Raw genomic sequence first — 24530 nt, 5'->3', positions numbered from 1 at the left:
AGGGTCGACGGGCACACACCCGACCCCACTTCGTGCACGGATCGAGAAAGTGAGCGGGACCCCCATGTCCTCACTCGGTTCTTCCCCTTCGTCGTCCCGCCGCCGACTGCTGGCCGCGGGCGGACTGGGCGGGTTGTTGCTCGCCGGCTCGGCCGCCGCGGGGACCGCCTCGGCCGCCCCCGACGACGACCGCGTCGGCGGAGCGCGCGAGGTGTCCACGAGCGTGCCGAACGTCGCCGCACTGCTGCGCCTGGACCCGCGCCGCACCCCGACGGACGGTGTGGTCCTGGTGGCCGGCTACCACGCGGCGGGCGACGGCGGCGCGATGGTGGTGCGCTGGGACCCGCGCTCGCGGCTTCCGGTCAACGGCGGCACCGTGTTGGCCGATCCGTCACCGCGTCGGGACGGGCGGTGGATCCAGGTGCACGACGGGGTGATGGACTTCCGCCGGTTCGGCATCCTCGACGACAAGGTCCCCGCCGACGCCGCGCTCGACGCGATGGTGAACGACCCGTACATCCACCGCGTCGAAGCCCACAGCGACCTGCTCTTCGTCAAACGCCACACCTTCGCCCGCTCCCGCATCGTGCTCGACTTCGGCGGCCACACCGTGCGCACCACCGGCATCGAGAAGAACACCCACGACAACCCGTTCGGCGCCGTCCTGTACTTCCGGGGCAAGGTCACCGGCGCGGTCGTGACATATGCCCTCCCCGAGACCGTCATCGAACTCACCGACGTCTTCCCGGTTCCCGACGCCGGCGCGTTCAAGGTCGGCGAGTGGTGGACGGTCGAGATCGATCCGATCGCCGGGGGCGGCACCTACGAGCGAGAACTGCAGAAGCTGGTCGAGATCACCCAGGTCGTCGACGGCAGGCACATCCGGGTCGACTACCTCAACGGGTGGGAACTCGCCGCCGGGCGCGGCATCACCTGGACCCGGGTGGAACCCGTACAGCGCGCCGACGTCCGGAACATGGTGTTCTTCGGGGCGGGTGCCGCCGACGACGAGTACACCGGCTCGCATCCGATCGCGTACGAGTACGCGGTGCGCTGCGATGTCACCGGGATCGAGGCGACCGGCTCGTTCTGGCCGGTGGTCATGCGCCGTTGGTGCACCCACTTCGTCACCGCGCGCTCGTCGTTGAAGAACCCGCCGACGGTGATGTACGGCGGCGCGGGGTATCTGACCCAGCAGATCTACTGCCTCTACGGCCGGGTCGAGGACTGCGTCTCCAGCAACGCCCGACACCTGAACGACCTGACCGCGTCCGCCTACTGTCACGTCGTCAACTGTCACGGCGACGGCGACGACCAGGGCGGAAACCCCTTCACCACGCACGGCCAGTACGAGCACGACCTGCTCTTCGAGGGCAACTCCGGACTGATGGACATCGCCAACTCCGGTGTGCTCTGGGGCACTTCGGCCAAGCGCATCACCGTGCGCGACCACACCTGCTCGTGGTTCGTGGCGGGCACCAAGATCACCGATCTGACCCTGGAGAATGTCCGGGTGATCCCGCGTCCGACCTTCGACCCGGGCGGCACGCTACAGGTCAACGCCGACGGCGTGCAGATGCGCGGCTGTGCGGCCCGTACGTTCGCGATCGGCCAGCGCTCGAACCGCTCGACCCGGCCGAACATCGTCGAGGGTTGCACGTTCGACCTGCCCGCGAAGCAGGTGCTGGTCCAGACCCCGGTGAGCAACACCGTGCACTTCCGGGACTGCCTGTTCACCGGTGTCGACGGCGCGATCCTGCGCGGCTCGGGCGAGGTCGACTTCGACTCCTGCACCCTCGTCGGCGCGGGACCGGCCGCCGCGCCGCTGGAGGCCGGCTCGGCCGTACTGCGCCTGACCGCGAGCACCCTGACCGACACCGGCATCCTGCTGTCGGCCGTCCGCGACCAGAGCCTGCACGCGAGCGCCGGCACCCGGCTGACCGGCGGCAACGGCGCGGGCGCGCTGCTGTCCCGAGGCGCCGGGGCGGGTGTGCTGCGCTGGCACCTGGCCGGCGCCGCGCTGGCCACCGACGGTGCGCATGTGCGCCTGGCGGGCGGGGTCAACCACTGGATGGCCGGCCAGACCCGGTTCACCGGCGGCCGGTTGGAGCTGCGCCCGGAGGCGTTCGGCGGCGCGTCCTCGGCGCTGCACACCGGTTGTGTCGAGGACGGGGTGACCCGCAGCGCGATGCCGGCGGACGGCCCGCGGGTGGTCACGAGCGGGAACCTGGCGATCTGAGATGCGGCTGCGCCCGACCACCACGGCCGACGAACCCGCGCTGCGCGCCCTGTGGGCGGTGGCCTTCCCGGACGCGCCCGACCTGCCCGCGCTGTACGCGCGCGACGCGGGCCGGCATCCGCGCACCCTGGTGGCCGACGACGACGGCACGATCGACGCCGTCGTGCACTGGCAGCCCCGCCCGATCCGCAACGCGGCGGGCGGGGCGGACACGGTCGGCTGCGTCGGCAGCGTGGCCAGTGCGCCAAGGGCCCGCGGCCGGGGGTTGATCCGGCGGCTGCTCGCCCTGGCCGTCGACGACATGACGCGCCACGGTTGTGCGTGGTCGTTGATGTTCAGCGGTACGCCGGGGGTCTACACCGGATCCGGCTGGGAGACCTTCGCGGCCCCGTATCTGCGCGGCGTGGCCGGCCCCGAGGCCGCGTGGGGCGATCGGCGGGTGCGCCCGGCCGCCCCCGCCGACCTGCCCCGCATGGTCGCCACGCACGCCGCGTGGAATGCGAACCGACCGCTGACCACGGTGCGTTCCGCCGCCGACTGGGCGCACCGCTTCCCGCACTGGTACGCGCCGCCGACCCGGGTGCTGGTCACGGAGGAGGGCGACTACGCGGTGGTCCGGCCGGACACCGGCGAGGTGCTCGAACTCGCGCTCGGCCCGGGCCGCCCGTACGCGCTGCCCGCGCTGTTGCGGGCGGCGACGCGCGAACTGGGCGGCCCCGGCACGGTGGTCACATCGCACGTGCCGATCGACGCGGCGCTGACCCGGGCGGTCGGCGCGGTACTCGCCGACCTGAGCACCGGGCACACCACGTTCGGTCTGGCCCGCCCGATCCAGAGCGACCGGGCCCGGGTGCGCGCCACCATCACCGCCCCCGGCGCGATCCACTGGCCGGCGGACGCGTTCTGATGGACCGACAGGACGCCGCGATACCACCCGGCTCGGTGTGGAATCACCCCGTGCCGCCGAGTCGGGTGCCGGTCCTGGTCGGCGGTGCCCGCACGCTGATCTGCGCCGCCGACCAGGACACGGGTGTCCTGACCCCGGTCGGCCCGCCGGCTCCGGTCCGCACCGCGTATGCCGCCGCCCATCCGCGCCTCGGCCTGGCCTACGGCGTGGACGAGGCGCCGGTCGGCACGATCACCGTGATCGAGACGACCGGCGGCGCCCGGATCCGACAACAGGCCCCCTCGCACGGCGCGATCCCCTGCCATCTCGCGGTCTCCCCCGACGGCCACCGGCTGATCACCGCCAACTACGGCAGCGGCGACCTGATCGTGCACCGGCTCGCCCCGGACGGCGCGCTCGCGGGTGTGACCGCCCGCGTCCCGCTGCCCGGGCCGGGCTCCGGCGCGGTCGCGGACCGGCAATCCGCCCCACACCCCCATCAGATCGTGTTCGCGGACACCGACACGTTCACCGTGGTCGACCTCGGCGGCGACGCGCTGCTGACCTACCGACTGGCCGAGGGCCGGCCGCGGTTGCTCGCCACCCGCCCCGTTCCGCCCGGAACCGGCCCCCGGCACCTGGCCGGTCGCTGGCTGCTGGGCGAACTCGACCCGGTCATCCTGGCGTTGCCCGCCCTCACCCGCCATCCGCTGGCCGCACCGGGCCTGCCGTCCGCGATCGTCACCGCGCCCGACGGGGCCCACGTGTACGCGGCCAACCGCGGCCCCGGCACCATCACCACCCTGGCCGCCGGCGCCCCGCATCCGATGTCCGACCTCCCCGCCGGCGGCGCCGCCCCGCAGGACCTGGCCTTCGTCGGCCGGGTCCTGTACGCGGCCGTCCCCGACGCCGACGCGGTCACCGCGTTCGCCTGGACCCCGGGCACCGGCACGCTGCGCCCCCTCGGCGCGGCGCTGCGCATCCCGGATCCGCGCTGCGTCCTGCCGCTGCGCCGGGGCCTGCCGGCATCCCGGATCACCCCCGGCTCGACCGGAAGACCTCGCTCAGACCGGTGAAGCTGTCCCTGCCGTGCCCGGCCGCGATCCCCCGACGGAAGATCTCCAGGACCGCCGCCGGCAGTGCCGTGTCCACGCCCGAGTCGCGCGTCGTATGCAGCACGTGCTCGACGCTCGCCACGCCCATCGCCAGGTTGTCCACGTCCCCGCTGTGGTCGTCCGCGTCCAGGCGGGGTGCGTAGAAGGCGAGGAAGTCCGGCACGGACGCGGCCGTCGAGGACGCGTACGGCAGGAACTCCCGGGCCGAGATGCCGTTCGCCCGGGCCACCGCAAGGGAGTGCAGGGCGCTGAGCATCGAGGTCCAGAAGATGTCCATCTGGAGCTGGTAGAGCAGCGCGGCCAAACCCGGGTCGGCGCCCCGGTAGTCGGTGCCGGTCAGTACGGCCAGCGTGTCCCGATGCGCCTCGAAGACGTCGGCGGGGCCGCTGTAGAAGGTCGACATCTGCGGCGACCCGATGCCCGAGGGCGGCGACTGCACCCCGCCGGTCAGCTGCCGGCCGCCGTGCCGACCCACCCACTCGGCCGCCTTGCGGGCCCGCTCCGGGGTGTCCGAGCTCAGATTGACCACCACCCGCCCGGCCAGCGCCGCGGCAACCGGTTCGAGCAGCGCGTACATCGCCGCGTAGTCGGTCAGGCTCAGCACCACCAGCTCGTTCGCGGCCAGCGCCGCCTCGATCGTGTCGGCCCGTACCGCCCCTTCGGCCACCACTTCGTCGGCCCGGCTCGCGGTCCGGTTCCACACCGTCACCGGGTGGCCGGCGGCCAGGAACGCGCGGGTCATCGCCTGCCCCATCGGGCCGAGTCCGATGACCGTGACCGCCTGCTTGTCGCCCATGAGTACTCCCGTTTCGAGATATGAGTGAGGGGATGCCTGACTAGAACGAACGCTCTATCCAGCGAGAGAAACGTAGCACGCCTCTGGAGTGAACGCTCTATTCGGTAGACTCGGCCCGTGCAGACGAAGACGCAGCAGAGCCGACCCGGTCAGTCCGAGCCCGCCGCCGAGGCGTCTCCGCTCGGTACCCGCGAGCGCATCGTGCGCACGGCGTCGCGGCTGATGCAGCGGCAGGGCTACGACGGCACCGGGATCAAGCAGATCTCCACCGAGGCCGGCGCCACGCTGGGCTCGATGTACCACTTCTTCCCGGGCGGCAAGCAGGAGTTGGCGGTCGCCGCGATCCGACACGGGGACGCGGAGTTCATCGACATCCTGGGCGCCGTACTGGCCGCCGAGCCGGACCCGGGCGCGGCCATCCGCGCGCTCACCCGGAGTCTGGCCGAGGGGCTGCGCGCCTCCGACTGGGCCGACGGCTGCCCGGTCACCGCGACCGCGCTCGGCACCGCCGCCGGCCTGCCGGACATCCAGGCCGCCGCGGCCGAGGCGTTCGCGCACTGGCGGGAGGCGGTCCGCGCCAAGCTGATCGAGGCGGGCCTGACCGAGACCGACGCGCGCGAACTCGCGCACACCGTGATCAGCACGCTGGAGGGCGCCGAACTGGCCGCCCAGGTGACCCGCAGCGAGGAACCGCTGCTGCTCGCCGGCGCCCACCTGACCCGGCTGATCGACACCTACCCGCGCGGCGCCGACGCGGGCTGAGCCCTCGCGTCAGCGGCGCTCGCCCGCGCGCACCACGCCGTTCTCGTACGCGAACACCGCCGCCTGCGTGCGGTCGCGCAGATTCAGCTTGGCCAGCAACCGGCTGACGTGCGTCTTGACCGTCTGCTCGCTGACCACCAACCGCGCGGAGATCTCCGCGTTGGACAACCCGTGGGCGATCAGCGACAACACCTCGGTCTCCCGTTCGGTGAGCTGTTCGACCCGGGCCCGCGGGCCGGCGCTCGGACCGCCGAGCCGGGCGAACTCGGCGATCAACCGCCGGGTCACGGTCGGCGCGAGCAGCGCCTCACCGGCCGCCACCACGCGTACCGCGTCCGCGAGTTGCCGCGCCGAGGCGTCCTTGAGCAAGAACCCGCTCGCCCCCGCGCGCAGCGCCTCGTAGACGTACTCGTCCAGATCGAACGTGGTCAGCACCAGGACCCGGGTCGCGCAGTCGGGGTCGGCGGTGATCTCGCGGGTGGCGGCCAGGCCGTCCAGGACGGGCATCCGTACGTCCATCAGCACCACGTCCGGGCGCAGCGCCGCGACCCGTTCGACCGCGTCGCGCCCGTCGACCGCCTCGCCCGCGACCTCGATCCCGGGCTGCGCGCCGAGCAGGACCGAAAAGCCCTCGCGCACCATCATCTGGTCGTCGGCGATCAGCACGCGGATGGCCATGGAGGTCCCTACTGCTCGGTGTACTCGGTCGGTTCGGTCGCGGTCGGCGGGTGGTGTCCCGGCTCCGCGTTCGCCGGAGAGCGTCATTGCCCGTCCGTCGGCAGGAAGACCTCGACGTGGTAGCCGCCCTCGGGAGTATGCCCGGCCTTCAGGGTGCCGCCGATCATCGCGGCCCGCTCGCGCATGCCCATCACGCCGTGTCCGGAGCCGTCGCGTGCGGGCGGCGTCGGGTGCGGGGGCGGTTCGTTGTGCACGCGCAGCCCGAGTCCGGTCGGCACGTACGCGACCTCGACCCGCACGCGCGCGCCGGACGCGTGGCGCAGCGCGTTGCTCAGTGCCTCCTGGGCGATCCGGTAGGCGGACAGGTCGACGCCCTGGGGCAGCGGGCGCGCGGCGCCGACGGTGACGCAGTCCACCGTCATCCCGGCCGCGCGCACGTTGTCGATCAGTTCGGGCAGTCGGTCCAGCGTCGGCAGCGGGGCGGGGCGGCCGTTCCGGTCCACTGCCGCAGCCGCCGCACCGTCACTCCCGCCGTCGCTCTCGGTGCGCAACAGGCCGAGCACGCGGCGGAGTTCGGCCAGCGCGTCGACCGCGTTGGCCCGGATCGTGACGAAGCTCCGCACCAACTCCGGTGGTGGGTCGGCGACTCGGTACGGGGCCGCCTCGGCCTGGATCGCGATCACCGACATGTGGTGGGCGACCACGTCGTGCAACTCGCGGGCGATCCGGGCGCGTTCCTCCAGGAGCGCGCTGCGCTCCCGCTCGGTGGCGGTCAGGTCGGACTGTACGGCGAGTTCGCGGCGCGCGTCGCCGCGGCTCCGGAAGGCGACCACGACGATCATCACGGTCGCGGTCAGCAGCGCCACGGCGGGCATCGTGCCCCAGCGCGACGGGTCGTCCTGCGCGTTGCGCACCAGCACCACGCCGAGCAGCGTGGTGCACACCCACGTCTCCACTACGGTCCGCACCGGGGTGTGGAAGGCGACGTGCGCCATCACCACCACCTGGGCGACCACGCCGACGGCGCTCCACGGCCACTGCATGCCGGCGGCCGTGCCGGACCCGGGCCCGCCCGGCGTGGCGGCCAGCGCGCAGATCACGGTCGAGCCGAGTGACATCCACCAGGCCACGATCGGTCGTTGCGGCGCGAGCAGGATCGGTACACCGGTGGCGAGGCCCATGGCGAAGGCCGTCCCGCCGGACACCCCGGGATAGCCGGCGAACACCGCCCCCTGGATGCCCACGACGAACACCACGGTGAGGTAGTGCAGGGCCAGGGCGACCGCGCGGCTGCTGAACGGGGCGGGCGGGCGCTGCGTCCGGACCCGGACGTCGAACAAATCGCCGCGCAGTGTGGTCAGCCCCTGCCGCACCCGGCCGGCCGCACCGGCTCGGCCGCCGGTCGAGGTCTCGGCGCGGCCCGCCGCATGCGCGACGTCGATGTCCCGCCCGCCCGATCCGCCTGCCTTTGTGCTCATCCACAGCAGGCTAGGGCCCCGGTCGGGGCACGGCGTCCCCGGCCCGGGTGATCCGGGATGTCACTCTCGGGAGCTACGCCCGGCGGTCGAGGAGCCACGTGATCGCCCGCCGCCGGCCTCCCATCGATGGAAAACCGTCCACAACGCGAGCAGCACGGCGGCGAACACCGGCATCCAGCCGATCCGCGCGGCCACCCACGGCAGTCCGTCGGGCGCGGTACCCAGGCCGGGCAGCCCGCCGAGGCCGATGCCGATCGAGGTGGTCGCGAGCATCGCGCTCTGATGCCACAGGAACACCGTCATCGCGGACAGATTGACCAGTGCCACCGCCGCCCAGGTGCGCGGATGCCGGCTCAGCGCCCGGCGCAGCGGGGCCCGGACCAGCAGCGCGAGGCCGCACTGGGCGAGGCCGAAGGCGACCGCCGCGAGGGTGGGCGGGTTGAGGTTGGAGATCGCCTGGCCCGGGACGCCGACCATGCTGACCGGATAGCCGCACCAGCGGATCAGCGCGGCGCAGCCGAGCGCGCCCACCACCAGGAGCGGACCGCCCAGGCGCTCGATCCGGGCCCGATGCGGACCGGCCCAGAGCACCCCGAGGCTGTACGGGACCAGCCAGCCGGCGAGCACGTCGACCCAGCCGAGCGCGGCCGGCCCGTCGGCGGCGAACCTGGTCAGGTCCACCGCGGCGACCACGGCGAGCGCGAGCGGCGGCCCGGCCCGGCCGAGGCGGACCACCGGCGGGGTGAGCAGGGTCAGGCCCGCGTAGACGAGCACGAACCACAGCGGGGAGAGCACGAGCTTGCCGAGCGTGTGGAGGGTGCCGCCGGGTACGAAGTCGGCGAGCAGCGCCATGAGTACGGTCCACACCGCGAGCAGCGCGGCGATCGGCCGGCCGAGTCGGATCATCCGCCGCCGGGCCCACGAGCGGTAGTGCGTCGCGTGGGCGTACGAGCGTGCTCCCACATACCCGCCGACCAGGAAGAACACCGCCAGCGGCTGGAGCAGCCAGGTGACCGGGGCGAAGTCCGGCAGCCGGCGCAGCGGGCTGTCGGTCTGCCAGTGGTCGGCGCCGGCGGACACGCCCGTGACGATCCAGTGGCCGAGGACCACGCCGAGGATGGCGAACGCCCGCAGACCGTCCACCTCCCGCTCCCGGTCGGCGGGGGTCGCCTGCTCGATCCGGCGCACCAGCACGCCTTGTTCAGCCATGGGTCACCTCCGTCGCGCGGCCTCGCACGATCAGCGCGAGGTTGTACAGGGCCCGCCCGCCGGGTCGCAGGTAGTCCGAGTGGCCACCGCCGCCGGCCGCGAAGTCGCGGGCGCCGAAGCCGCGCGAGGTCGGGTCCGCGCCGAAGCCGATGGTGGTGTCGAAGAACGGGATGCTCACGTGCGGCACCAGGTCGATCCGGTCCGAGCCGCCGCGACCGGCCCACACGCGGGCTCCGGTGCCCAGGTCGTCCCGGTCGTCGACGCCCACGCCGGGGCTGCCGAACACGGCGAGGTCGGCCACGTCGATCGTGGCGACCGCCCGCCCGCACACCACCGAGCCGTAGGAGTGGCACAGCAGCGACACCTGCGCGGCGGGCGCGACGGCGTACAGCCCGGCCACGAAGCGGCGCAGTTCGCGCGCGCCGTCGTCGGCCCGGCCGGTGGTCAGCACGTCGAGGCTGATCGTGTGCGGCGGCGAGTAGCCGAGCCAGGCGATCACCGCGACGCGCGCGGTCGGGTCCTGGGTGTGGATCTCCGCGTACAGGGCGCGCGCGCCGCCGCCGGGGGCCGAGTACGGCTTGTCGCCGCGCGTGTCGAAGTGGTCCAGGTCGGTGTCGGCGCCCGGGACCAGGACGGCGATCCGGTCCGCGGCGGCCAGGTCGCCGACCACCTCGACCGCCCGTACCCGGCCCGCGCGGCCGTCGAAGGACAGGAAGGTCCGGCCCGGGTCGGCCATCCGCGCCAGTTTGTCCGCCCGACCGGTGTGTCCGGTCTCCCGGGCCGACCCGGCCGCGTCGGCGATGGCCCGTTGGTTGGCGGTGTAGCGCTCGCCCAGGGTGGTCGCGGACATCGCCGGCAGTGTCGGCGGGGCCGCCGCCGCGGCCTCCGCCACGCCCACGCCCGGCCCGGCCAGACCGGCCGCCACCAGCACCGAGACCAGGCCCATTCGCAGCCGACCACGCATCTCCCGCTCCCGTCCTCGAGGTTCCGGACTCGAAGCTAGGAATCGGCGTCCGTAGCCTGCGTCGCGCCAGGGAGTGGACCCTGCGGGTAGCTCTCGGGGACTACCCGGGCCACACGCGTGGTCGAGAGTCGGCGGGGACGGTGCCGGGGCCGCCCGCACTGCGGGGGGCGCGCCGTGCGGCGGCCCGTGCGGCGGGTGGATCGCGCCCCAGGTACCACGCGCGCTCTCCTCCGCTGGGCTGACGGCGCGTCGGGGGCGGCCGGCTACCGTGGCATCCGTGACTTTTCGCTCCGCCGCCGAGTCGATCCGCCGCCCCTTCCCGTCCTGGCCGCAGGCCCGACGCTCGTTCGCCTTCGACGTCGCGGTGGCGATCGTGGCCGGGCCGCTGATCCCCGCGCTCGCCTTGGTGTTGCACCTGAACGAGCCGGGTGTCGACGTCGCGGACGCGTGGCTGACGTTCGTGGCGCAGGCGATCGCCGGGGCGATCCTGGTCGTTCGGCGCCGGCGGCCGCAGGTGTGCGTCGTGATCGCCGCGCCGACCATGGTGCAGACGCAAAGCATCGGCGCCCTGCTCGCGGCCTACGCCGTCGCGGTCTACGTGGCCGACCGTCGGCGGATGTGGCTGTTGATCGGCGTCCTGTGCCTGGCCACGTGGCAACCGTGGGATTGGCGGGATTTCGGCAACAACACCGCGAACGTGTTCGGAACTCTCACCCCCGCGTGCTTCGGTCTGTACATCGCCTCCCGCCGCCGACTCATCGCCGCGCTCGGAGAGCGCGCCGAACGGGCGGAGCGCGAACAGGAGTTGCGCGCCGAACAAGCGCGGGAGGAGGAACGCAACCGGCTCGCCGGGGACATGCACGACATCGTCACGCACCGGGTCAGCCTGATGGTCCTCCAGGCGGGCGCGATGCGGGCGCGGGCGGTCGACGACGCGAGCCGGACGGCGGCCGAGGACCTGCGCTCGACCGGCTGCCAGGCGCTGGCCGAACTGCGGGACCTCGTCGCGGTGTTGCGTACCGCCCAGGAGCGCGACGCAAGCGCCCCGGTGGAGCCGGCGGTGCTGGACGCGTCGGCACTGGTGGAGGAATCGGCGGCGGCGGGCGTCGATGTCCGCCTGGACGTGGAGGGCACGCCCCGGCCGGCCTCGCCGGTGGTGGTCCGCACCGCGTATCGGGTGGTCCAGGAGGCGTTGACGAATGTGCACAAGCACGCGCCCGGCGCCTTCGTCCAGGTGCTGGTGCGGCACACCGACGGCGAGTTGCGGATCACCGTGACGAACACCGCGCCCACCCGGCCGCCCGAGATCGAACTGGGCGCGGGTGGAACGGGTCTGGTCGGGCTGCATCGACGGATCGAGCTGACGGGGGGCACGTTCCGGGCGGGGCCTTGCTCGGATGGGGGCTTCGAGCTGGACGCGCGGTTGTCGGTGGCGTCGGAGGTGGCGGTTCCGGCGGCCGGGATGGACGGGCCGATCGAGCCGCCGCAGGGCGAGATCGCCCCCGGAGCAGCGCCCGCCGAGTCGCCCAGCGGGATCGGATGGCCGCTGCGAGCGCGTCCGGTACGGCCGGCTCGGGACCGGGCGGCCCGGGGTCGGTCGGCGGCGGGCCGCCCCGATCCGGAGCACGCGGAGCGCCCGAACGACGCGGTGGTGTCGACACCGGGAGTACTGACGGGATCACGCCCCGAAACCGGTTGATACCCGGAGGATCCGGCCGCACCGACTTCTCGATCCTCGACACGTGTCACCCACCTTTCGGTGTTGACTTGCGCAGCCCCCGGATGGACCCTCGGGCCAGCCGCGCCGCACCGTTCGCCCGACCGGCCCCGGGTTCCGGAACCGCCCCGGACCCGCCGCCCCGGCACGCCCGGCACGGCCCGCACCGGCACGACACCGCACGGCGCCCGGCTCCGTTTCTCCGCCTTCGCGCCGTGGCCTCGACATCACCCGCTCCGCCCCGCACCTCGGTACGCAGCAGATCGATCTTCCGGAACCGGAGCCACCGGTTCCGCATGTCGAACTCCCCCGGGCTGCCGGCCCTCGGGACGCCCCGAAAGGCATCCTGATGCCCCGACCGAACCACCCGAACCCGAACCCGAATCCCGACCCCGTTCCCGTCTCGGGTCCCTCCCGCCGTACGGTGCTCGGCGGCCTCGCCGGCGCCGCGCTCGTCGCGGCCCAGTGGACCCCCGCCGGTCTGATCCCCGCCGCCGGGGCCGCCGCTCCGCCGGCCCCGCCCGACTTCCCGGCCGGCATCCCGCTGGGCGTGCAGCAATACCGGAACTGGTCCGGCGAAATGCGCGCCGACGACGTCTGGACGGCGGTACCCGCACACCCCTCCGACGTGGTGACGCTGGCGAACTGGGCGCGTGCCAAGGGCTATCGGCTCCGCCCACGCGGCATGAGCCACAACTGGTCGCCCGTCCTGATCCCGCCCGGCGCGGACACCTCGCGCACCCTGATGGTGGACACCACACGGAACCTGACCTCGCTGGTGGTCGATCCCGGTTCGCCGACCACGGTGACCGTCGAGACCGGATGCAGCATCGAGCGCCTGCTGACCAAACTGGAGGAGGCCGGTCGCGGAATGATCGCCACCACCGCGCCGGGCAAGTTGAGCGTAGGTGGCGTGCTGGCCATCGGAGCACACGGCAGCGGCATCCCGACACCCGGCGAAACCCTGCCCCAGGGCGGCACTTACGGCACGCTGAGCAACCTGGTGGTGGCACTGACCGCGGTGGTGTGGGATGCGGCGGCCGGCGCGTACGTCCTGAAGACCTTCCGGCGCGACAACCCCGAGATCGGCCCCTTCCTGGTGCACCTGGGCCGGGCGTTCGTCATCGAGGTCACCCTCCAGACCAATGCGAACCAACGGCTGCGCTGCCAGAACTTCTACCACGACCGGATCGGCACCCTGCTCGGCCCGCCCGGCGGATCCGGCAAGAAGCTCGCCGACTACCTGCGCGACTCCGGCCGGGTCGAGGTGATCTGGTTCCCGTTCACCACGGTGCCGTGGCTCAAGGTGTGGAGCGTCGCGCCGAGCAAGCCGTGGGTGTCCACCCAGGTCAACGCACCGTACCCGTACACGTTCGCCAACTTCGTCACGGAGGACCAGGCGAAGTTCCTCGCCGACATCGCCACCGGCAACGTCGGCGGCACCGAGGTGTTCACCAACGCCGAGATGGCGGTGGTCGGTTCGGGCCTGATCGCGACCTGGACGTGGGACATCTGGGGCTGGGCGAAGAACACCCAACTCTTCGTCGAACCGACCACGCTGCGCATCCACGAGGGCGGCTGGGCGGTGTCGACCGCGCGGGCGAACGTACAGCGGGTCCTCAACGAGTTCTTCGTGCGCTACACGGGCCTGTTGAGCGCGTACAAGGCCAACGGCCGGTACCCGTGCAACAGTCCGATCGAGTTGCGGGTGACCGGCGTGGACCGGGCGAGCGAGGTCGTGGTCCCGAACGCGGTCGAGCCGACCCTGTCCGCCGCCCGTCCGCGCCCCGATCACCCCGAATGGGACACCGTGGTCTGGCTCGACGTCGCCACCCTGCCCGGCACCCCCGCCAACCACGACTTCTACCGGGAGATGGACTCCTGGATCTGGGCCAACTACACCGGCGACTACGCCTGTGTCCGTCCGGAGTGGTCCAAGGGCTGGGCGTACGGCCTCGGCGGCGCCTGGACCGACACGGCCGCCGTGACCGGCCGCATCCCCAACGCCTTCCGCACCGGCCTGCCCACCACGGCCAACTTCGACACGGCCCGCGCCACCTTGAACAAGTACGACCCGACCCGCGTCTTCACCAACCCGTTCCTGGACCTCCTCCTCCCCTGACCACCATCGAAACAAAGCGGCCACCGGGCCCCCCTCGGCCCGGCCGGCCGCCGCCATCGACTCCGCCGTGTTGCGGGCGGTCGCCGGCGCCGCAGGGGAGTAGGCCGAACGGCGAGATCAGCTCTGGTCAGCTCTGCTCGGTGCGCAGAAGACGCAGGAACGCCTTGATGCCGGAGATGACCTCCTGGTTGTCCGTCAATTGGCTGATGGTGTCCTCGAAGCGGCGGCCGAGGGCGTCCACCTTGCGGTCCGCCTCGTGGAAGCGGGTCGTGGTGTGGGCGGTCTCGGAGACCGCCGTTTCCCGAAGTTGCGTGACGCTCACGCGCAGGTCCTCGGTCCGGGTCTCCAGCGCCTCGACCCTGGTTTCCAGCACCCTGACCCGCTCGATCAGCGCGAGCACGTCCTCGCGGGGGTGGGTCACCTCCCGCAACATCGTGCGCAGCCGCTGAGCCAGGTGCTCCGCATACGCCCCACCGGGTCGAAACAGGGTGCTGAGCAGGTAGAACCCGGCGAACCAGTAGCCCACGACGCCGCCGGAGATCCAGGTGATCAGCGCGATCACCCCGGCGGAGAGCATGTGGGCGCCGATCGCGCCGACGAGCAGCCGGCGGGCGATCCGCCGGGCCTCGACGTCACGCCCCTCCGGTACCGCCAGGCCCCGCTCCCGACTGATCGCGATCTCCGTGATCAGCTGTCGGGCCCGGAAGTACAAATTCCACGGCACGGTCAGCACCATGATCAGCCAGAACAGACACAGCGCCCCCGCCCCCAGCGAGAGCAGGTCCGCCAACGACGTGTCCTCGACGAAATACAGCACGATGCCCAACACGGTCGTGCCGACGAACAGCAGAACTCCCAGCCCTTTGGCCGCGCTCACCCGAACTCCACTCCCCACCCCGGTGATCGGCCCACCCGAGCACCCTGCCCGGACTGTAGGGCACGCGGATCACCGGAATCGGGTTCAGTCGTCGGCAACCGATCCGTCGGGGTCGGGAATCCACGAGCCGTGCATCCCCGCCGGGACCCGGCGCGGCAGTTCCACGGCCGCGATCGGCGGTGCGGTGATCCGCCGCGCGTCCAGCACCAGCAACTCCGAGGCGTTCCGGGCCGGATCGCCGACCACGGTGAGCAGGTAGCCGTCGTCCTCGGCGGTGCCGCCCTCGGCCGGCACGAACACCGCCTCGCCGGGCATGCGGTCGCGCCCCTGCCCGGCGATCCATCGCTCCCCGCTCACCCGGTCGTACTTGACGATCGCGTACTCGCGCAGCCCCGCCCCGGGAAAGGCCGACGCGTAGCCGAACCGGTGTGGCCGGCCCACCGCGCGGGCGTCGATCGTGGGGAACTCCACGACCAGCGAGTCCAGTTCCTGCTCCCCCGCGACACCCGAGATCGGATCGAGGATCCATCGGTGCGAGATCGCGCCCACCACGGGGAATTCGGGATAGCCGGGCGCGCCCACCCACCACCGCCAACTCGTCTCCCACGCGGCCCGATCGAACCTCGGCGCCTCCAGCACGATCCGCCCGCGCACGTCCTCGTACGCGTTGGCCACGTGCAGCACCATCCCCGGCGACACCTCGAACCAGGTCGGCACGGCCGGGCCGGTGCGCGGCATCACGCCGATCCGGGGCGCGTAGGACTCGCTCCAGCGGTAGGGCACGCCGGAGGACTCGGCCGGGTTGAACACCACGGGCAGGTCGAGCCAGACCACATGACGCCGCGTCAGCCCGAAGTCGTGCATCAGCGAGGGCCCCGCGCCGCAGATCACCTCGCTGCGGATGATCCGGCCCCGGGGCGACGCCACGTGGTACGTGAGATACGGCGGAGTCGGCGAGCAGCCGAAGAAGTGCAGTTCGCCGGTGCCCGGATCGGTTTTGGGGTGCGCCGTCATCGCGGTGGTCAGCCCGCCGGCGAAGTCGTACGGGCCGACCGTGTCCAACTCGCGGGTCACCTCGAACGGGAGGTTGGCCTCCTGGAGCGCGAGCAGCCGACCGGCGTGTTCGACGATGTGCGTGCCGGCGACGCTCGCGGTCAGGTCCACACTGCCGTCCGCGCGCACGTACGGCGCGCCGTTCCACGCCGGGGTACGCACCCACCGGTTGCGATACCACTCGGCCCGGCCGGCCCGCAGCCGGATGCCGTGCAGCATGCCGCTGCCCCGGAACCAGTGCGACGGCACGTCACCGGGTCGCGGGTTGTGGCCGTTGCGGATGTAGCGACCGTTCAGCTCCGGCGGAAGCCTGCCCGAAACCTTCAGGTCGCGCCGGTCGATCTCGTCGGCGACGGGCGCGAAGTGCTCGGCGAGATAGGGCTTTCGCAGGTCCACGACGGCGCGCTCCGATCACCCGGGTCGGTGACTGTAACACCTGTTCCCGCCGATCCGGCACCCGACGCGAAGGCGGGCCGGGGCGTCCGCCCCGACCCGCCCACCGCCGCGCGCCCGTTCGGCTAGCGCGCGCCCAACTCCTCGGCGAGCGCGGTCGCGAAGGCGTCGATGTCCGCCTCGGTGGTATCGAACGCCGTCATCCAGCGCACCTCGCCGATCGACTCGTCCCACGTGTAGAACCGGAACCGCTTCTGCATCCGCTCGGTCACATCCACCGGCAGCACCGCGAACACCGCGTTGGCCTGCGGCATCCGGGACAGCGTCACCCCGTCCAGGTCGGCGACCTTCTCGGCGAGCAGCGCCGCCATCGCGTTCGCGTGCCGCGCGTTGCGCAGCCACAGGTCGCCGGAGAGCAGCGCCTCGAACTGCACCGACACGAACCGCATCTTGGACGCGAGTTGCATCGCCGCCTTGCGCAGATACTTGATGCCGCGCGCCGCGTCCGGGTTGAGCACGACCACGGCCTCGCCGAACATCAGGCCGCTCTTGGTGCCGCCGAAGGACAATACGTCCACGCCCACGTCCGTGCTCAGCGCGCGCAGCGGCACGTCCAGCGCGGCGGCGGCGTTGGCCAGGCGCGAGCCGTCCAGGTGGGCGAGCATGCCGTGGTCGTGCGCGTGCGCGACCAACGCGGCGATCTCGTCCACCGTGTAGACCGTGCCCAGTTCGGTGCTCTCCGCGAACGAGACCACCCTCGGCTGGGCCCGGTGTTCGTCGCCCCAGCCCCACGCGTGCGTGTCCACGAGTTCGGGGGTGAGCTTGCCGTCGGGGGTGGCCACGGTGAGCAGCTTCAGGCCCGCCACCTTCTCCGGGGCCCCGCACTCGTCCACGTTGATGTGCGCGGTGGCCGCGCAGATCACCGATTCCCAGCGGTCGGTCATCGACTGCAGGCCGACCACGTTGGCCCCGGTGCCGTTGAACACCGGGAACACCTCGGCGCGTTCGCCGAAGTGGGTGCGAAAGACCTCGGTCAGGTGCTCGGTGTAGACGTCCTCGCCGTAGGAGATCTGGTGTCCGCCGTTGGCCGTGCCGATCGCGGCCAACACCTCGGGATGTATGCCCGCGTAGTTGTCGCTGGCGAAACCGCGCGCGTCGGGGTCGTGACGCGGGGTCAGGGGACGTTCAGGCACAGTCGTTTCCCGTTCAGGTCGATGGCCGGAGTGTTCCACAGACCCGCGATCTCGGCGGCGAGATCGGCGACGTCGGTGAATCCGGCGAACTTTGCGTTGGGTCGGGCCTCGCGCATCTCGTCGTTGACGAGTGCCTTGACCACCAGGATCGTGGCCGCCGCCTCGGTGTCGGTGAACGCGTCGGCCAGCGCCAGGGTCCAGGTCTCCGCGGCGGCCTTGGCGGCGGCGTAGCCCGCGTTGCCCTGGGTCGGTTGTCCGGCCGCGGCGGCGGAGATCAGTACGAATCGGCCGCGCGGGCTGCGCGCGAGCGCTTCGTGGAAGGCCAGCGTGGTGTGCTGGAGGGTACGCACGAGCAGGTTGTGCAGCAGGGCCCAGTCGTCGAGCGAGTTGTCGCCGAACCTCTTGCCGCCGCGCCAGCCGCCGACCAGGTGCACCAGCCCGTCCACCCGGCCGTGCTCGCGCTCGACCTCCTCCGCCCAGCGGCGGGTGGCGTCCGGGTCGAGCAGGTCCACCACCGCGCCGCGCGCTCCGGGCGCGGCGTCCACGCTCGCCCGCAATCGTTCGGCGTTCGCGTCCGCGCCGTACACCCGGGCGCCGGCGCCGACCAGCCGTTCGAGCACCGCCCGGCCGGTGGGGCCACCCGCGCCCGCGACCGCGATCACCGCGCCTTCGAGACCGTTCATCACTGCGACTCCTCGTTCACGTGCCGTTCGTCCTGGCCCGTACCCCGGCGGGCATCCGGCGCACCCATCGCACCCCTCGCACGCCGCACCCGCACCCGCACGGTCACGACGCCGCGGCGTCCCGCTCGCGCGCCTCGCCCGGGCCCGCCTGCGGGGCGTCGGCGGTGATCCCGCGCGTGGACGCGATCACGTCGCGCAGCCGCCGGTTCAGCGCCTCGTAGAACATGCTCAGCGGGAACTCGTCGGGCAGTACCGCGTCCACGAGCGCCTTCGGCGGCCCGTCCATCGGCAGCGCGGCGGTCCCCTTGGCCCACACCGAACCGGGGTGCGACGGCACGTATTCGGCGACCAGTCGGTAGCCGGCCAGCCAGTGGCCGACCTTCGAACGGTCGACACCCTCGCGGTAGAGCCGGTCCACCTCGTCGAACAGTCCGAGGACCGCGTCGGTGATCCGGTCCCAGTCGATGGTGAGGCGGTTGTCCGACCAGTCGAGCACACCCGCGCGATGCAGGTAGGCGAACAGCAACTGCCCGCCGAGCCCGTCGTAGTTGCGCACCCGTCCACCGGTGACCGGGAAGCGGAACAGCCGGTCGAAGATCACCGCGTAGCGCACCAGCGGCGCGGTCGGCTCGCCCTCCGCGGACAGCGCGACCGCCTCGCGGAACGCGGTCAGGTCGCAGCGCAGCTCCTCCAGGGCGTACATCCAGAACGGCATGCGCTGCTTGATCATGAACGGGTCGAAAGGCATGTGCCCGCGCATGTGGCTGCGGTCGTGGATCAGGTCCCACAACACGAACGCGTTCTGGGCGAGCTGCTGGCTCTCGACCAACGCCTGTGCCTCCGGCGGCAGTTCCAGCCCGAGGGTGTCCGCCGCGGCGGTCCCGACCCGACGGAAGCGGGCCGCCTCGCGGTCGCAGAAGATGCCGCCCCAGGTGAACCTGGGCACTTCGCGGACGGCCACGGTCTCGGGGAAGAGCACCGCCGAGTCGGTGTCGTATCCGTCGGTGAAGTCGACGAACGCGAGCGGCACGAACATCGCGTTGTCGTAGCGCGTCGCCTCCAGGTCGGCCAGCCACTGCGGCCACACCACCCGCAGCAGCACCGCCTCGACGTTGCGGTTCGGGTTGCCGTTCTGGGTGGTCATCGGGAAGACGACCAGGTGCTCCAGGCCGTCCCGCCGGTTCTGCTCGGGGCGGAAGGCGACCAGCGAGTCCAGGAAGTCGGGGCGGGCGAAGTCGGCCTCGGCCCAGCGGTGGAAATCGGCCACGACGGCGTCGAGGTAGGCCTCGTCGTACGGGAACAGCGGGGCCAGTGCCGCGATGGCGGCGGTGATGTCGGCGACCAGGACGCGGGCGGCGGCATGCCCGGACGGCTCGATCGAACCGTCCTTGGCCTGAAGCGGACGCAGGTCGGCAACGGCTTCCTTGAGCACCGGCCACTGCGGGTGGTCGACGGCGGTACGGACGGCTACGCGGGTCATGTCGGACATGAAACCCCCTCAAGGGAAACGCAGGAACCACGGCCAGATGAACCTATGTCAAAAGAATTTCACGTGGCAAGGCGGATTCAAACGCAATCTTATCGTCCCCAGTACGTTTTGCCCGAATAAGTTGGGAATGCGATCATCTCGTTCCCGCGAAGTCCGCAGCCGAACCATCGGCCGGGGAACGCGCCCGACCGCCCCGCTTCGGCCCCACCGAACGCACGTGGGCCCCGCCGAGGTATTCGACGGGGCCCACGTGGTGGTGCGGGTGGATCAGACGGCGAGCTTGGTGCCCACGCCGATCACGTTCGGGTTGTCGCCGATGACGCCGGCGTTGGCCGCGTGCAGGGCCTTGTAGCCGCCCTTGACACCGAACTTGGCCGCGATCGCGGACAGCGTGTCACCGGACTTGACGGTGTAGGTGCCGGAGCCCGACGCCCGCCCGGTCGCGGCCGACTTCGGCGCGTCCTGCTTGGCGACGTCCTGCTTGGGCTGCACGTTGAGCTTCGGCGCGTTGCCGGTCGCGGGCTTGGCCTCGGACTTGGGCGCGGCCTTCGGCTCGACCGAGGACTTGGTCTTGCCGGTGGCCGAGGACTCGGCCGTGGCGTTGGCGTTGCCGCCCTTGCCCAGACCGGCCTTCACGGAGCAGACCGGCCAGGCGCCGGGGCCCTGGCTCGCCAGGACCCGCTCCGCCACGGCGATCTGCTGCGCCTCGGAGGCCTGCGCGGCACTGGCCGCGTACTGGCTGCCGCCGAACGCGTTCCAGGTGCTCGGGGTGAACTGCAGACCGCCGGAGAAGCCGTTGCCCGTGTTGATGCTCCAGTTGCCGGTGCTCTCGCACTGGGCGACCGCGTCCCAGGTGGACGAAGTCGCGGCGTTCGCGCTGCCCGCCATGCCCACGAGGGGAAGGACGAGACCCGCGCCGGCGGCGACGGCGATGCCGGCGCGACGGCCACGAGAGAGCGAACGAACCGGAGCGGTGATGGCACGGAAGGTCATTGATTACCTCGTCGGGCGCCTACGAAGTTAGCTGTCGGGTTCGGACGATTGGCCCGGCCTCGCCTGTCACAGGCATGGCTTCACCCCAGGCATCGGCAGTGCCGATGTCGGCTCACTTGGTTCCCCCGCTCCTGCCGCCAGTCGATATCGACTGCTTCCCTCGGGCGGCGGCAGGATTCGGCGTACCGCCCGGGGAGTCCGCTTGTGCGAACAACCACGAAGCTACGCACCGGTTCGCCGGGTTGGCAAACATTTCGGGCTGTTTGTGAGGTCCCCCATAGGGGGGAATAACACCTATTTGCCCTATTTGTCGCCGTCCTTGCAGGTCACGGCTCCGGCGTACACGGTGCGCGGCCGCGCGGTCACGCGTGCGTCGACGACGGACTATTCCGTCGCGGGCAGCTCCACCGGAACCACTACCCGCTCCTCGTCCCAGAGGAACGTCGCCCCGCCGGTCGCGAAATGGGGCACGTCGGCCACCGTGGCGCGGCCCTCGGGCGAGTCCAGCACCGCCTGGAGCTCCGCGCGTGAGGGCGCGTACAGCGCGACCACCAGGTAATAGGGCGGCCTCGCGCCGGAGGGATCCGGCTCGCACTTGCCGATGGTCCAGCCGGTGAGTCCCGGCATGGTGCGGGCCAGCGGGACGTGCTTCTCCCAGTAATAGGAGTCGAACGCCGCCGGGTCTTCGGGGTGGCCGTAGAGCACGGTCAACTTGTACATGCCGAATCCTCACGCTCGGAGTGGTCGGACGGACGTACGTTTCGCGCCACGCGTGTGCCGGGCGCGTCGGCTACGGGTGTGCCGGAGTGTCGCCCGCCGTGGCGACGCCCCCACCCGGGGTGATGCTCTTGAACGCCCGCGCCTGTTCGGTGATGGCCACCTCGGTCGGCAGGCGTTCCATGCTGGAGGCGCCGAAGAAGCCGACCACGCCGGTGGTGTGGGCCAGGACGTACGCCGCGTCCCCGGGTTCGGCGATCGGGCCGCCGTGGCACAGCACCAGCACGTCGGGGTTGACCTCCGCCGCCGCGTCGCGCATCTCCTGCACGCGCTCCACCGCCTGGTCGAGGGTGACCGCGGTGGTCGCGCCGATGCTGCCCTTGGTGGTCAGGCCCAGGTGCGGGACCAGCACGTCGGCGCCGGCCGCCGCCATCGCGCGGGCCTGCTCGGGGTCGAAGACGTACGGCGCCGTGAGCAGGCCGCGCTCCGCCGCCAGCCGGATCATCTCCACCTCCAGGTCGTAGCCCATCCCGGTCTCCTCCAGGTTCTGCCGGAAGACACCGTCGAACAGGCCGACCGTCGGGAAGTTCTGCACTCCCGCGAAGCCCATGGCCGCGAGTTGGTCCAGGAAGTGCGGCATGACCCGGAACGGATCGGTGCCGCACACCCCCGCGAGGACCGGAGTACTGCGCACCACCGGCAGCACCTCGCCCGCCATCTCCACCACGATCGCGTTGGCGTCGCCGTACGGCAGCAGTCCCGCCAACGAACCCCGGCCGGCCATGCGATAGCGGCCCGAGTTGTAGATGATGATCAGGTCCACACCCCCGGCCTCGGCGCACTTGGCGGACAATCCGGTGCCCGCGCCCGCGCCGATCACGACGCCGCCCTGCTCGATCGTCGTGCGCAGTCGGCCCCGCGCCTCGCGTCCGTTCATCTCAGTCCACATGTCCCTTCGTGATCAATTCGTGCAATCGATCCGCCGCCGCCTTGGCGAACGCCGGATCGTTGATGTCCGTCGCGGCCTCGTACAGCTCGACGGCGGTCCCGTCGAGGCCGGCGCGCAGCGCGTCGAACAACGCCGTATCGGCGTCGGAATCGTAGAAGGGTCCGCCCTCGACGTCGATCGCCGAAATCCCGCGCAGGGGCAGGTACAGCGCGGTGGGCCCGGTCGCGTCCCTCAGTTTGGCGGCGATCCGCCGTCCGAGTTCGGCGTTTTCGGCCGGTGTGGTGCGCATCAGCGTCACGGTCGGGTTGTGCACGTACAACAGCCGGTCCTCGAAACGCGGCGGAACGGTGTCGCGGGGGCCGAAGTTGACCATGTCGAGCGCCCCCACGCCGACCACCTGCGGCAACCCCACGCGTCCGGCGGCGGTCAGCCGCTCCGGGCCCGCGCTGAGCACCCCGCCGACCAGGTCGTCGGCCAACTCGGTGGTGGTCAGGTCCAGCACCCCGGCCAGGAAGCCCCCCGCGGCCAGGTTCTCCATGGCCCGGCCGCCGGCCCCGGTGGCGTGGAACACCAGTACCTCGTAGCCGAGTTCGTTGAGCCGCTCGCGCGCCGCGTCCACGGCCGGCGTGGTCACCCCGAACTGGCTCGCGGCCACCAGCGGCCGGCCCTCGCCGGTCACCCCGGCGACCGCCGCGCGGTCCTCGGCGTAGCCGCCGGCCATGCCCGCGATCGCGTCCGCCGCGTTGCCCAGGATGCGTTCGGAGAGCCGGTTGATGCCGGCGATGTCCACGACGCTGTACATCATCGTCACGTCCACCGCGCCGACGTACGGCGACACGTCGCCCGCCGCCATCGTGGACACCAGCAGCTTGGGCACGCCCACGGGCAGCGCGCGCATCGCGTGGGAGGCGATCGCCGAGCCGCCCGAGCCGCCCATCGCGAGCACCCCGTCCACCCGCCCCCGCTCGTAGAGTTCGCGCAGGATCGAGGCCGCGCCCTCGGCCATCGCGGTGGTCGCCGCGCCCCGGTCGGCGCGGGTGCGCAGGTCCTCCAGATCGGTGCCCGCCGCGGCGGCGACCTCGCCCGCCTGTACATCGGCCTGGGCCAGCGAGTCGCCGAGGACGCCGACGTTCATCAGCACGACCTCGGCGCCTCTGGCCCGCAGCCGGTAGGCCAGCCACGCGTATTCGGACCCCTTGGTGTCCAGCGTTCCGATCAGTACGACGGTGGGCATCGGTGCCTCCGGTGGTGTCGGTACGGCTTGCCGGGTTGACGCTTCGGCGGCGAACGGCCGCGCACAGTAACCCAACCGGATGATCATGGCAATGCAAAGCACCGTGCGATAGGACGGGGGGCGAGTCGCGGATTTCCCGCGCGGGAAAGGGGTGTCGATGGCGGAGGAACCGGACGCACGGGTCGCAATCGTCGCGGGAGCCGGCGCGGGCATCGGGCGCGCGTCGGCGCTGGCGCTGGCCCGCGACGGCGCGGATCTGGTGCTGGCCGCCCGCCGCCCCGAACCGCTGGGCGAACTCGCGGACGACATTCGGGACCTGACGGGCCGTCGGGTCCTCGCGGTGCCGACCGACCTGGCCGACCAGGACGCCTGCCGCGCACTCGTGGACACCTCGGCCCGGGAGTTGGGCCGGGTGGACGTGGTGGTGAACGTGGCGACATACAACCCGTCGGGACGCCTGGAGGAGTTGGACCCCGACGAGTTCCGGCGCGCGTTCGAGATCAACGTGCTCGGCGTACTGGCCGTCTCCCGGGCGGCGTTGCCCCATCTGCGTGCGGTCGGCGGCGGCTCGATCGTGCAGATCTCCTCGGAGGCGCCGCGCGCGAAGCCGGTCGGACTGGGCGCGTACGCGTCGACCAAGGCCGCGATGGAGGTGGCCTCCGGGGTGTTGGCCAAGGAGGTCGGGCCGGACGGCATCCGGGTCAACGTGGTCGTCGCGGGCTACACCGAGAACGCCAAACTCGCCGGATACATCGCCGACATCGCCGCGCGCCGCGAGGTACCGGAGAGCGAGGTGCGGGCCGAGCTGACCCGGTCCTCTGCGCTGCGTCGGATCACCCGGCCCGAGGACATCGCCGACGCGGTCGCCTTCCTGGCCTCCGACCGGGCCCGGGCGATCACCGGCACGGTCGTCCCGGTCACGTCGGGGGTCTCCTTCGGCTGATCCGGCCGGCACGAACTTCGACCCATCGGCCGACCCGGGA

At 72.2% G+C, this 24530-nt stretch carries 21 protein-coding genes and 1 riboswitch; of the genes, 7 read left to right on the top strand and 14 right to left on the bottom strand.

Annotated features, from left to right (window positions below; translation table 11 throughout):
* Window positions 1–49 precede the first annotated feature (49 nt).
* Genes B4N89_RS25295 through B4N89_RS25285 form a run of 3 tightly spaced genes read left to right on the top strand, consistent with a single transcriptional unit; the run spans window position 50 to window position 4201 of the window.
* On the top strand, window positions 50–2239 hold the full coding sequence (locus tag B4N89_RS25295; protein ID WP_235618774.1) for a peptidase C14: 2190 nt from the start codon (window positions 50–52) through the stop codon (window positions 2237–2239).
* Window position 2240: 1 nt separating this feature from the next.
* The gene (locus B4N89_RS25290; RefSeq protein WP_078978106.1) at window positions 2241–3146 is read left to right on the top strand and encodes a GNAT family N-acetyltransferase; all 906 of its coding nucleotides are present in this window, start codon (window positions 2241–2243) and stop codon (window positions 3144–3146) included.
* Window positions 3146–4201, top strand: a complete 1056-nt coding sequence (locus B4N89_RS25285) for a lactonase family protein (RefSeq protein WP_078978105.1) — start codon at window positions 3146–3148, stop codon at window positions 4199–4201. The genes B4N89_RS25290 and B4N89_RS25285 overlap by 1 nt, the downstream gene beginning before the upstream one ends.
* Here B4N89_RS25285 and B4N89_RS25280 read toward each other — a convergent pair.
* Window positions 4161–5036, bottom strand: coding sequence for an NAD(P)-dependent oxidoreductase (locus B4N89_RS25280; RefSeq protein ID WP_078978104.1), 876 nt, complete (start codon window positions 5034–5036; stop codon window positions 4161–4163). The two genes, B4N89_RS25285 and B4N89_RS25280, sit on opposite strands and share 41 nt — an antisense overlap.
* Window positions 5037–5153: 117 nt before the next feature.
* Here B4N89_RS25280 and B4N89_RS25275 point away from each other — a divergent pair, with 117 nt between their 5' ends.
* Window positions 5154–5798 carry a TetR/AcrR family transcriptional regulator gene (locus B4N89_RS25275; RefSeq protein WP_078978103.1) on the top strand — a complete coding sequence of 215 codons (645 nt, stop codon included), beginning with the start codon at window positions 5154–5156 and terminating at the stop codon, window positions 5796–5798.
* Window positions 5799–5807: 9 nt separating this feature from the next.
* On the opposite strand, the gene B4N89_RS25270 is transcribed toward B4N89_RS25275, so the two are convergent.
* The 4 genes from B4N89_RS25270 to B4N89_RS25255 all read right to left on the bottom strand — a co-directional run bounded on the left by B4N89_RS25270 (window position 5808) and on the right by B4N89_RS25255 (window position 10127).
* Entirely contained in the window at window positions 5808–6476 is a 669-nt protein-coding gene (locus tag B4N89_RS25270) for a response regulator (protein WP_078978102.1), read from the bottom strand.
* Between the two features lie 83 nt (window positions 6477–6559).
* Window positions 6560–7954 carry a sensor histidine kinase gene (locus B4N89_RS25265; protein ID WP_078978101.1) on the bottom strand — a complete coding sequence of 465 codons (1395 nt, stop codon included), beginning with the start codon at window positions 7952–7954 and terminating at the stop codon, window positions 6560–6562.
* 60 nt (window positions 7955–8014) lie between these two features.
* Complete coding sequence (locus B4N89_RS25260; RefSeq protein WP_078978100.1) at window positions 8015–9163, bottom strand: acyltransferase family protein; 1149 nt, start codon at window positions 9161–9163, stop codon at window positions 8015–8017.
* A complete protein-coding gene (locus B4N89_RS25255) occupies window positions 9156–10127 on the bottom strand; it encodes an alpha/beta hydrolase (protein WP_078978099.1) in 972 nt (323 codons plus the stop codon). Before B4N89_RS25255 ends, B4N89_RS25260 begins: the two co-directional genes overlap by 8 nt.
* A 277-nt stretch (window positions 10128–10404) precedes the next feature.
* Here B4N89_RS25255 and B4N89_RS25250 point away from each other — a divergent pair, with 277 nt between their 5' ends.
* Both B4N89_RS25250 and B4N89_RS25245 read left to right on the top strand, forming a co-directional pair.
* The gene (locus tag B4N89_RS25250; protein WP_235618773.1) at window positions 10405–11826 is read left to right on the top strand and encodes a sensor histidine kinase; all 1422 of its coding nucleotides are present in this window, start codon (window positions 10405–10407) and stop codon (window positions 11824–11826) included.
* A 367-nt stretch (window positions 11827–12193) separates the two neighbouring features.
* Window positions 12194–13966: a cholesterol oxidase substrate-binding domain-containing protein gene (locus tag B4N89_RS25245; protein WP_078978098.1), complete on the top strand. Its 1773-nt coding sequence runs from the start codon at window positions 12194–12196 to the stop codon at window positions 13964–13966.
* 127 nt (window positions 13967–14093) lie between these two features.
* Here B4N89_RS25245 and B4N89_RS25240 read toward each other — a convergent pair whose 3' ends face one another.
* The 9 genes from B4N89_RS25240 to B4N89_RS25200 all read right to left on the bottom strand — a co-directional run bounded on the left by B4N89_RS25240 (window position 14094) and on the right by B4N89_RS25200 (window position 23547).
* The gene (locus B4N89_RS25240; protein WP_078978097.1) at window positions 14094–14843 is read right to left on the bottom strand and encodes a hypothetical protein; all 750 of its coding nucleotides are present in this window, start codon (window positions 14841–14843) and stop codon (window positions 14094–14096) included.
* An 84-nt stretch (window positions 14844–14927) separates the two neighbouring features.
* Entirely contained in the window at window positions 14928–16292 is a 1365-nt protein-coding gene (locus tag B4N89_RS25235) for a carotenoid oxygenase family protein (RefSeq protein WP_101897169.1), read from the bottom strand.
* 122 nt (window positions 16293–16414) lie between these two features.
* Complete coding sequence (locus tag B4N89_RS25230) at window positions 16415–17482, bottom strand: threonine aldolase family protein (RefSeq protein WP_078978096.1); 1068 nt, start codon at window positions 17480–17482, stop codon at window positions 16415–16417.
* Entirely contained in the window at window positions 17464–18165 is a 702-nt protein-coding gene (locus tag B4N89_RS25225) for an SDR family NAD(P)-dependent oxidoreductase (protein ID WP_201260903.1), read from the bottom strand. Before B4N89_RS25225 ends, B4N89_RS25230 begins: the two co-directional genes overlap by 19 nt.
* A gap of 103 nt (window positions 18166–18268) precedes the next feature.
* Window positions 18269–19654 (bottom strand): DUF6421 family protein, encoded by a 1386-nt coding sequence (locus tag B4N89_RS25220; RefSeq protein ID WP_078978094.1) that lies wholly within the window; start codon window positions 19652–19654, stop codon window positions 18269–18271.
* A 267-nt stretch (window positions 19655–19921) separates the two neighbouring features.
* Entirely contained in the window at window positions 19922–20647 is a 726-nt protein-coding gene (locus tag B4N89_RS53070) for a transglycosylase family protein (protein ID WP_078978093.1), read from the bottom strand.
* Window positions 20648–20810: riboswitch (cyclic di-AMP (ydaO/yuaA leader) on the bottom strand. It abuts the gene before it with no gap.
* A 221-nt stretch (window positions 20811–21031) separates the two neighbouring features.
* A complete protein-coding gene (locus tag B4N89_RS25210) occupies window positions 21032–21367 on the bottom strand; it encodes an EthD family reductase (RefSeq protein WP_078978092.1) in 336 nt (111 codons plus the stop codon).
* Between the two features lie 70 nt (window positions 21368–21437).
* Window positions 21438–22301, bottom strand: a complete 864-nt coding sequence (locus tag B4N89_RS25205) for a phosphoenolpyruvate hydrolase family protein (protein ID WP_078978091.1) — start codon at window positions 22299–22301, stop codon at window positions 21438–21440.
* A 1-nt stretch (window position 22302) separates the two neighbouring features.
* Window positions 22303–23547, bottom strand: a complete 1245-nt coding sequence (locus B4N89_RS25200; RefSeq protein WP_078978090.1) for a Tm-1-like ATP-binding domain-containing protein — start codon at window positions 23545–23547, stop codon at window positions 22303–22305.
* Between the two features lie 157 nt (window positions 23548–23704).
* Here B4N89_RS25200 and B4N89_RS25195 point away from each other — a divergent pair, with 157 nt between their 5' ends.
* Window positions 23705–24490, top strand: coding sequence for an SDR family NAD(P)-dependent oxidoreductase (locus tag B4N89_RS25195; RefSeq protein WP_078978089.1), 786 nt, complete (start codon window positions 23705–23707; stop codon window positions 24488–24490).
* The last annotated feature ends 40 nt before the right edge of the window (window positions 24491–24530 follow it).

The organism is Embleya scabrispora, from assembly GCF_002024165.1.
Taxonomy (GTDB): Bacteria; Actinomycetota; Actinomycetes; order Streptomycetales; family Streptomycetaceae; genus Embleya; species Embleya scabrispora_A.
The sequence above is the reverse complement of the archived record's forward strand: the minus strand, read 5'-3'. Positions and strand labels throughout refer to the sequence as shown.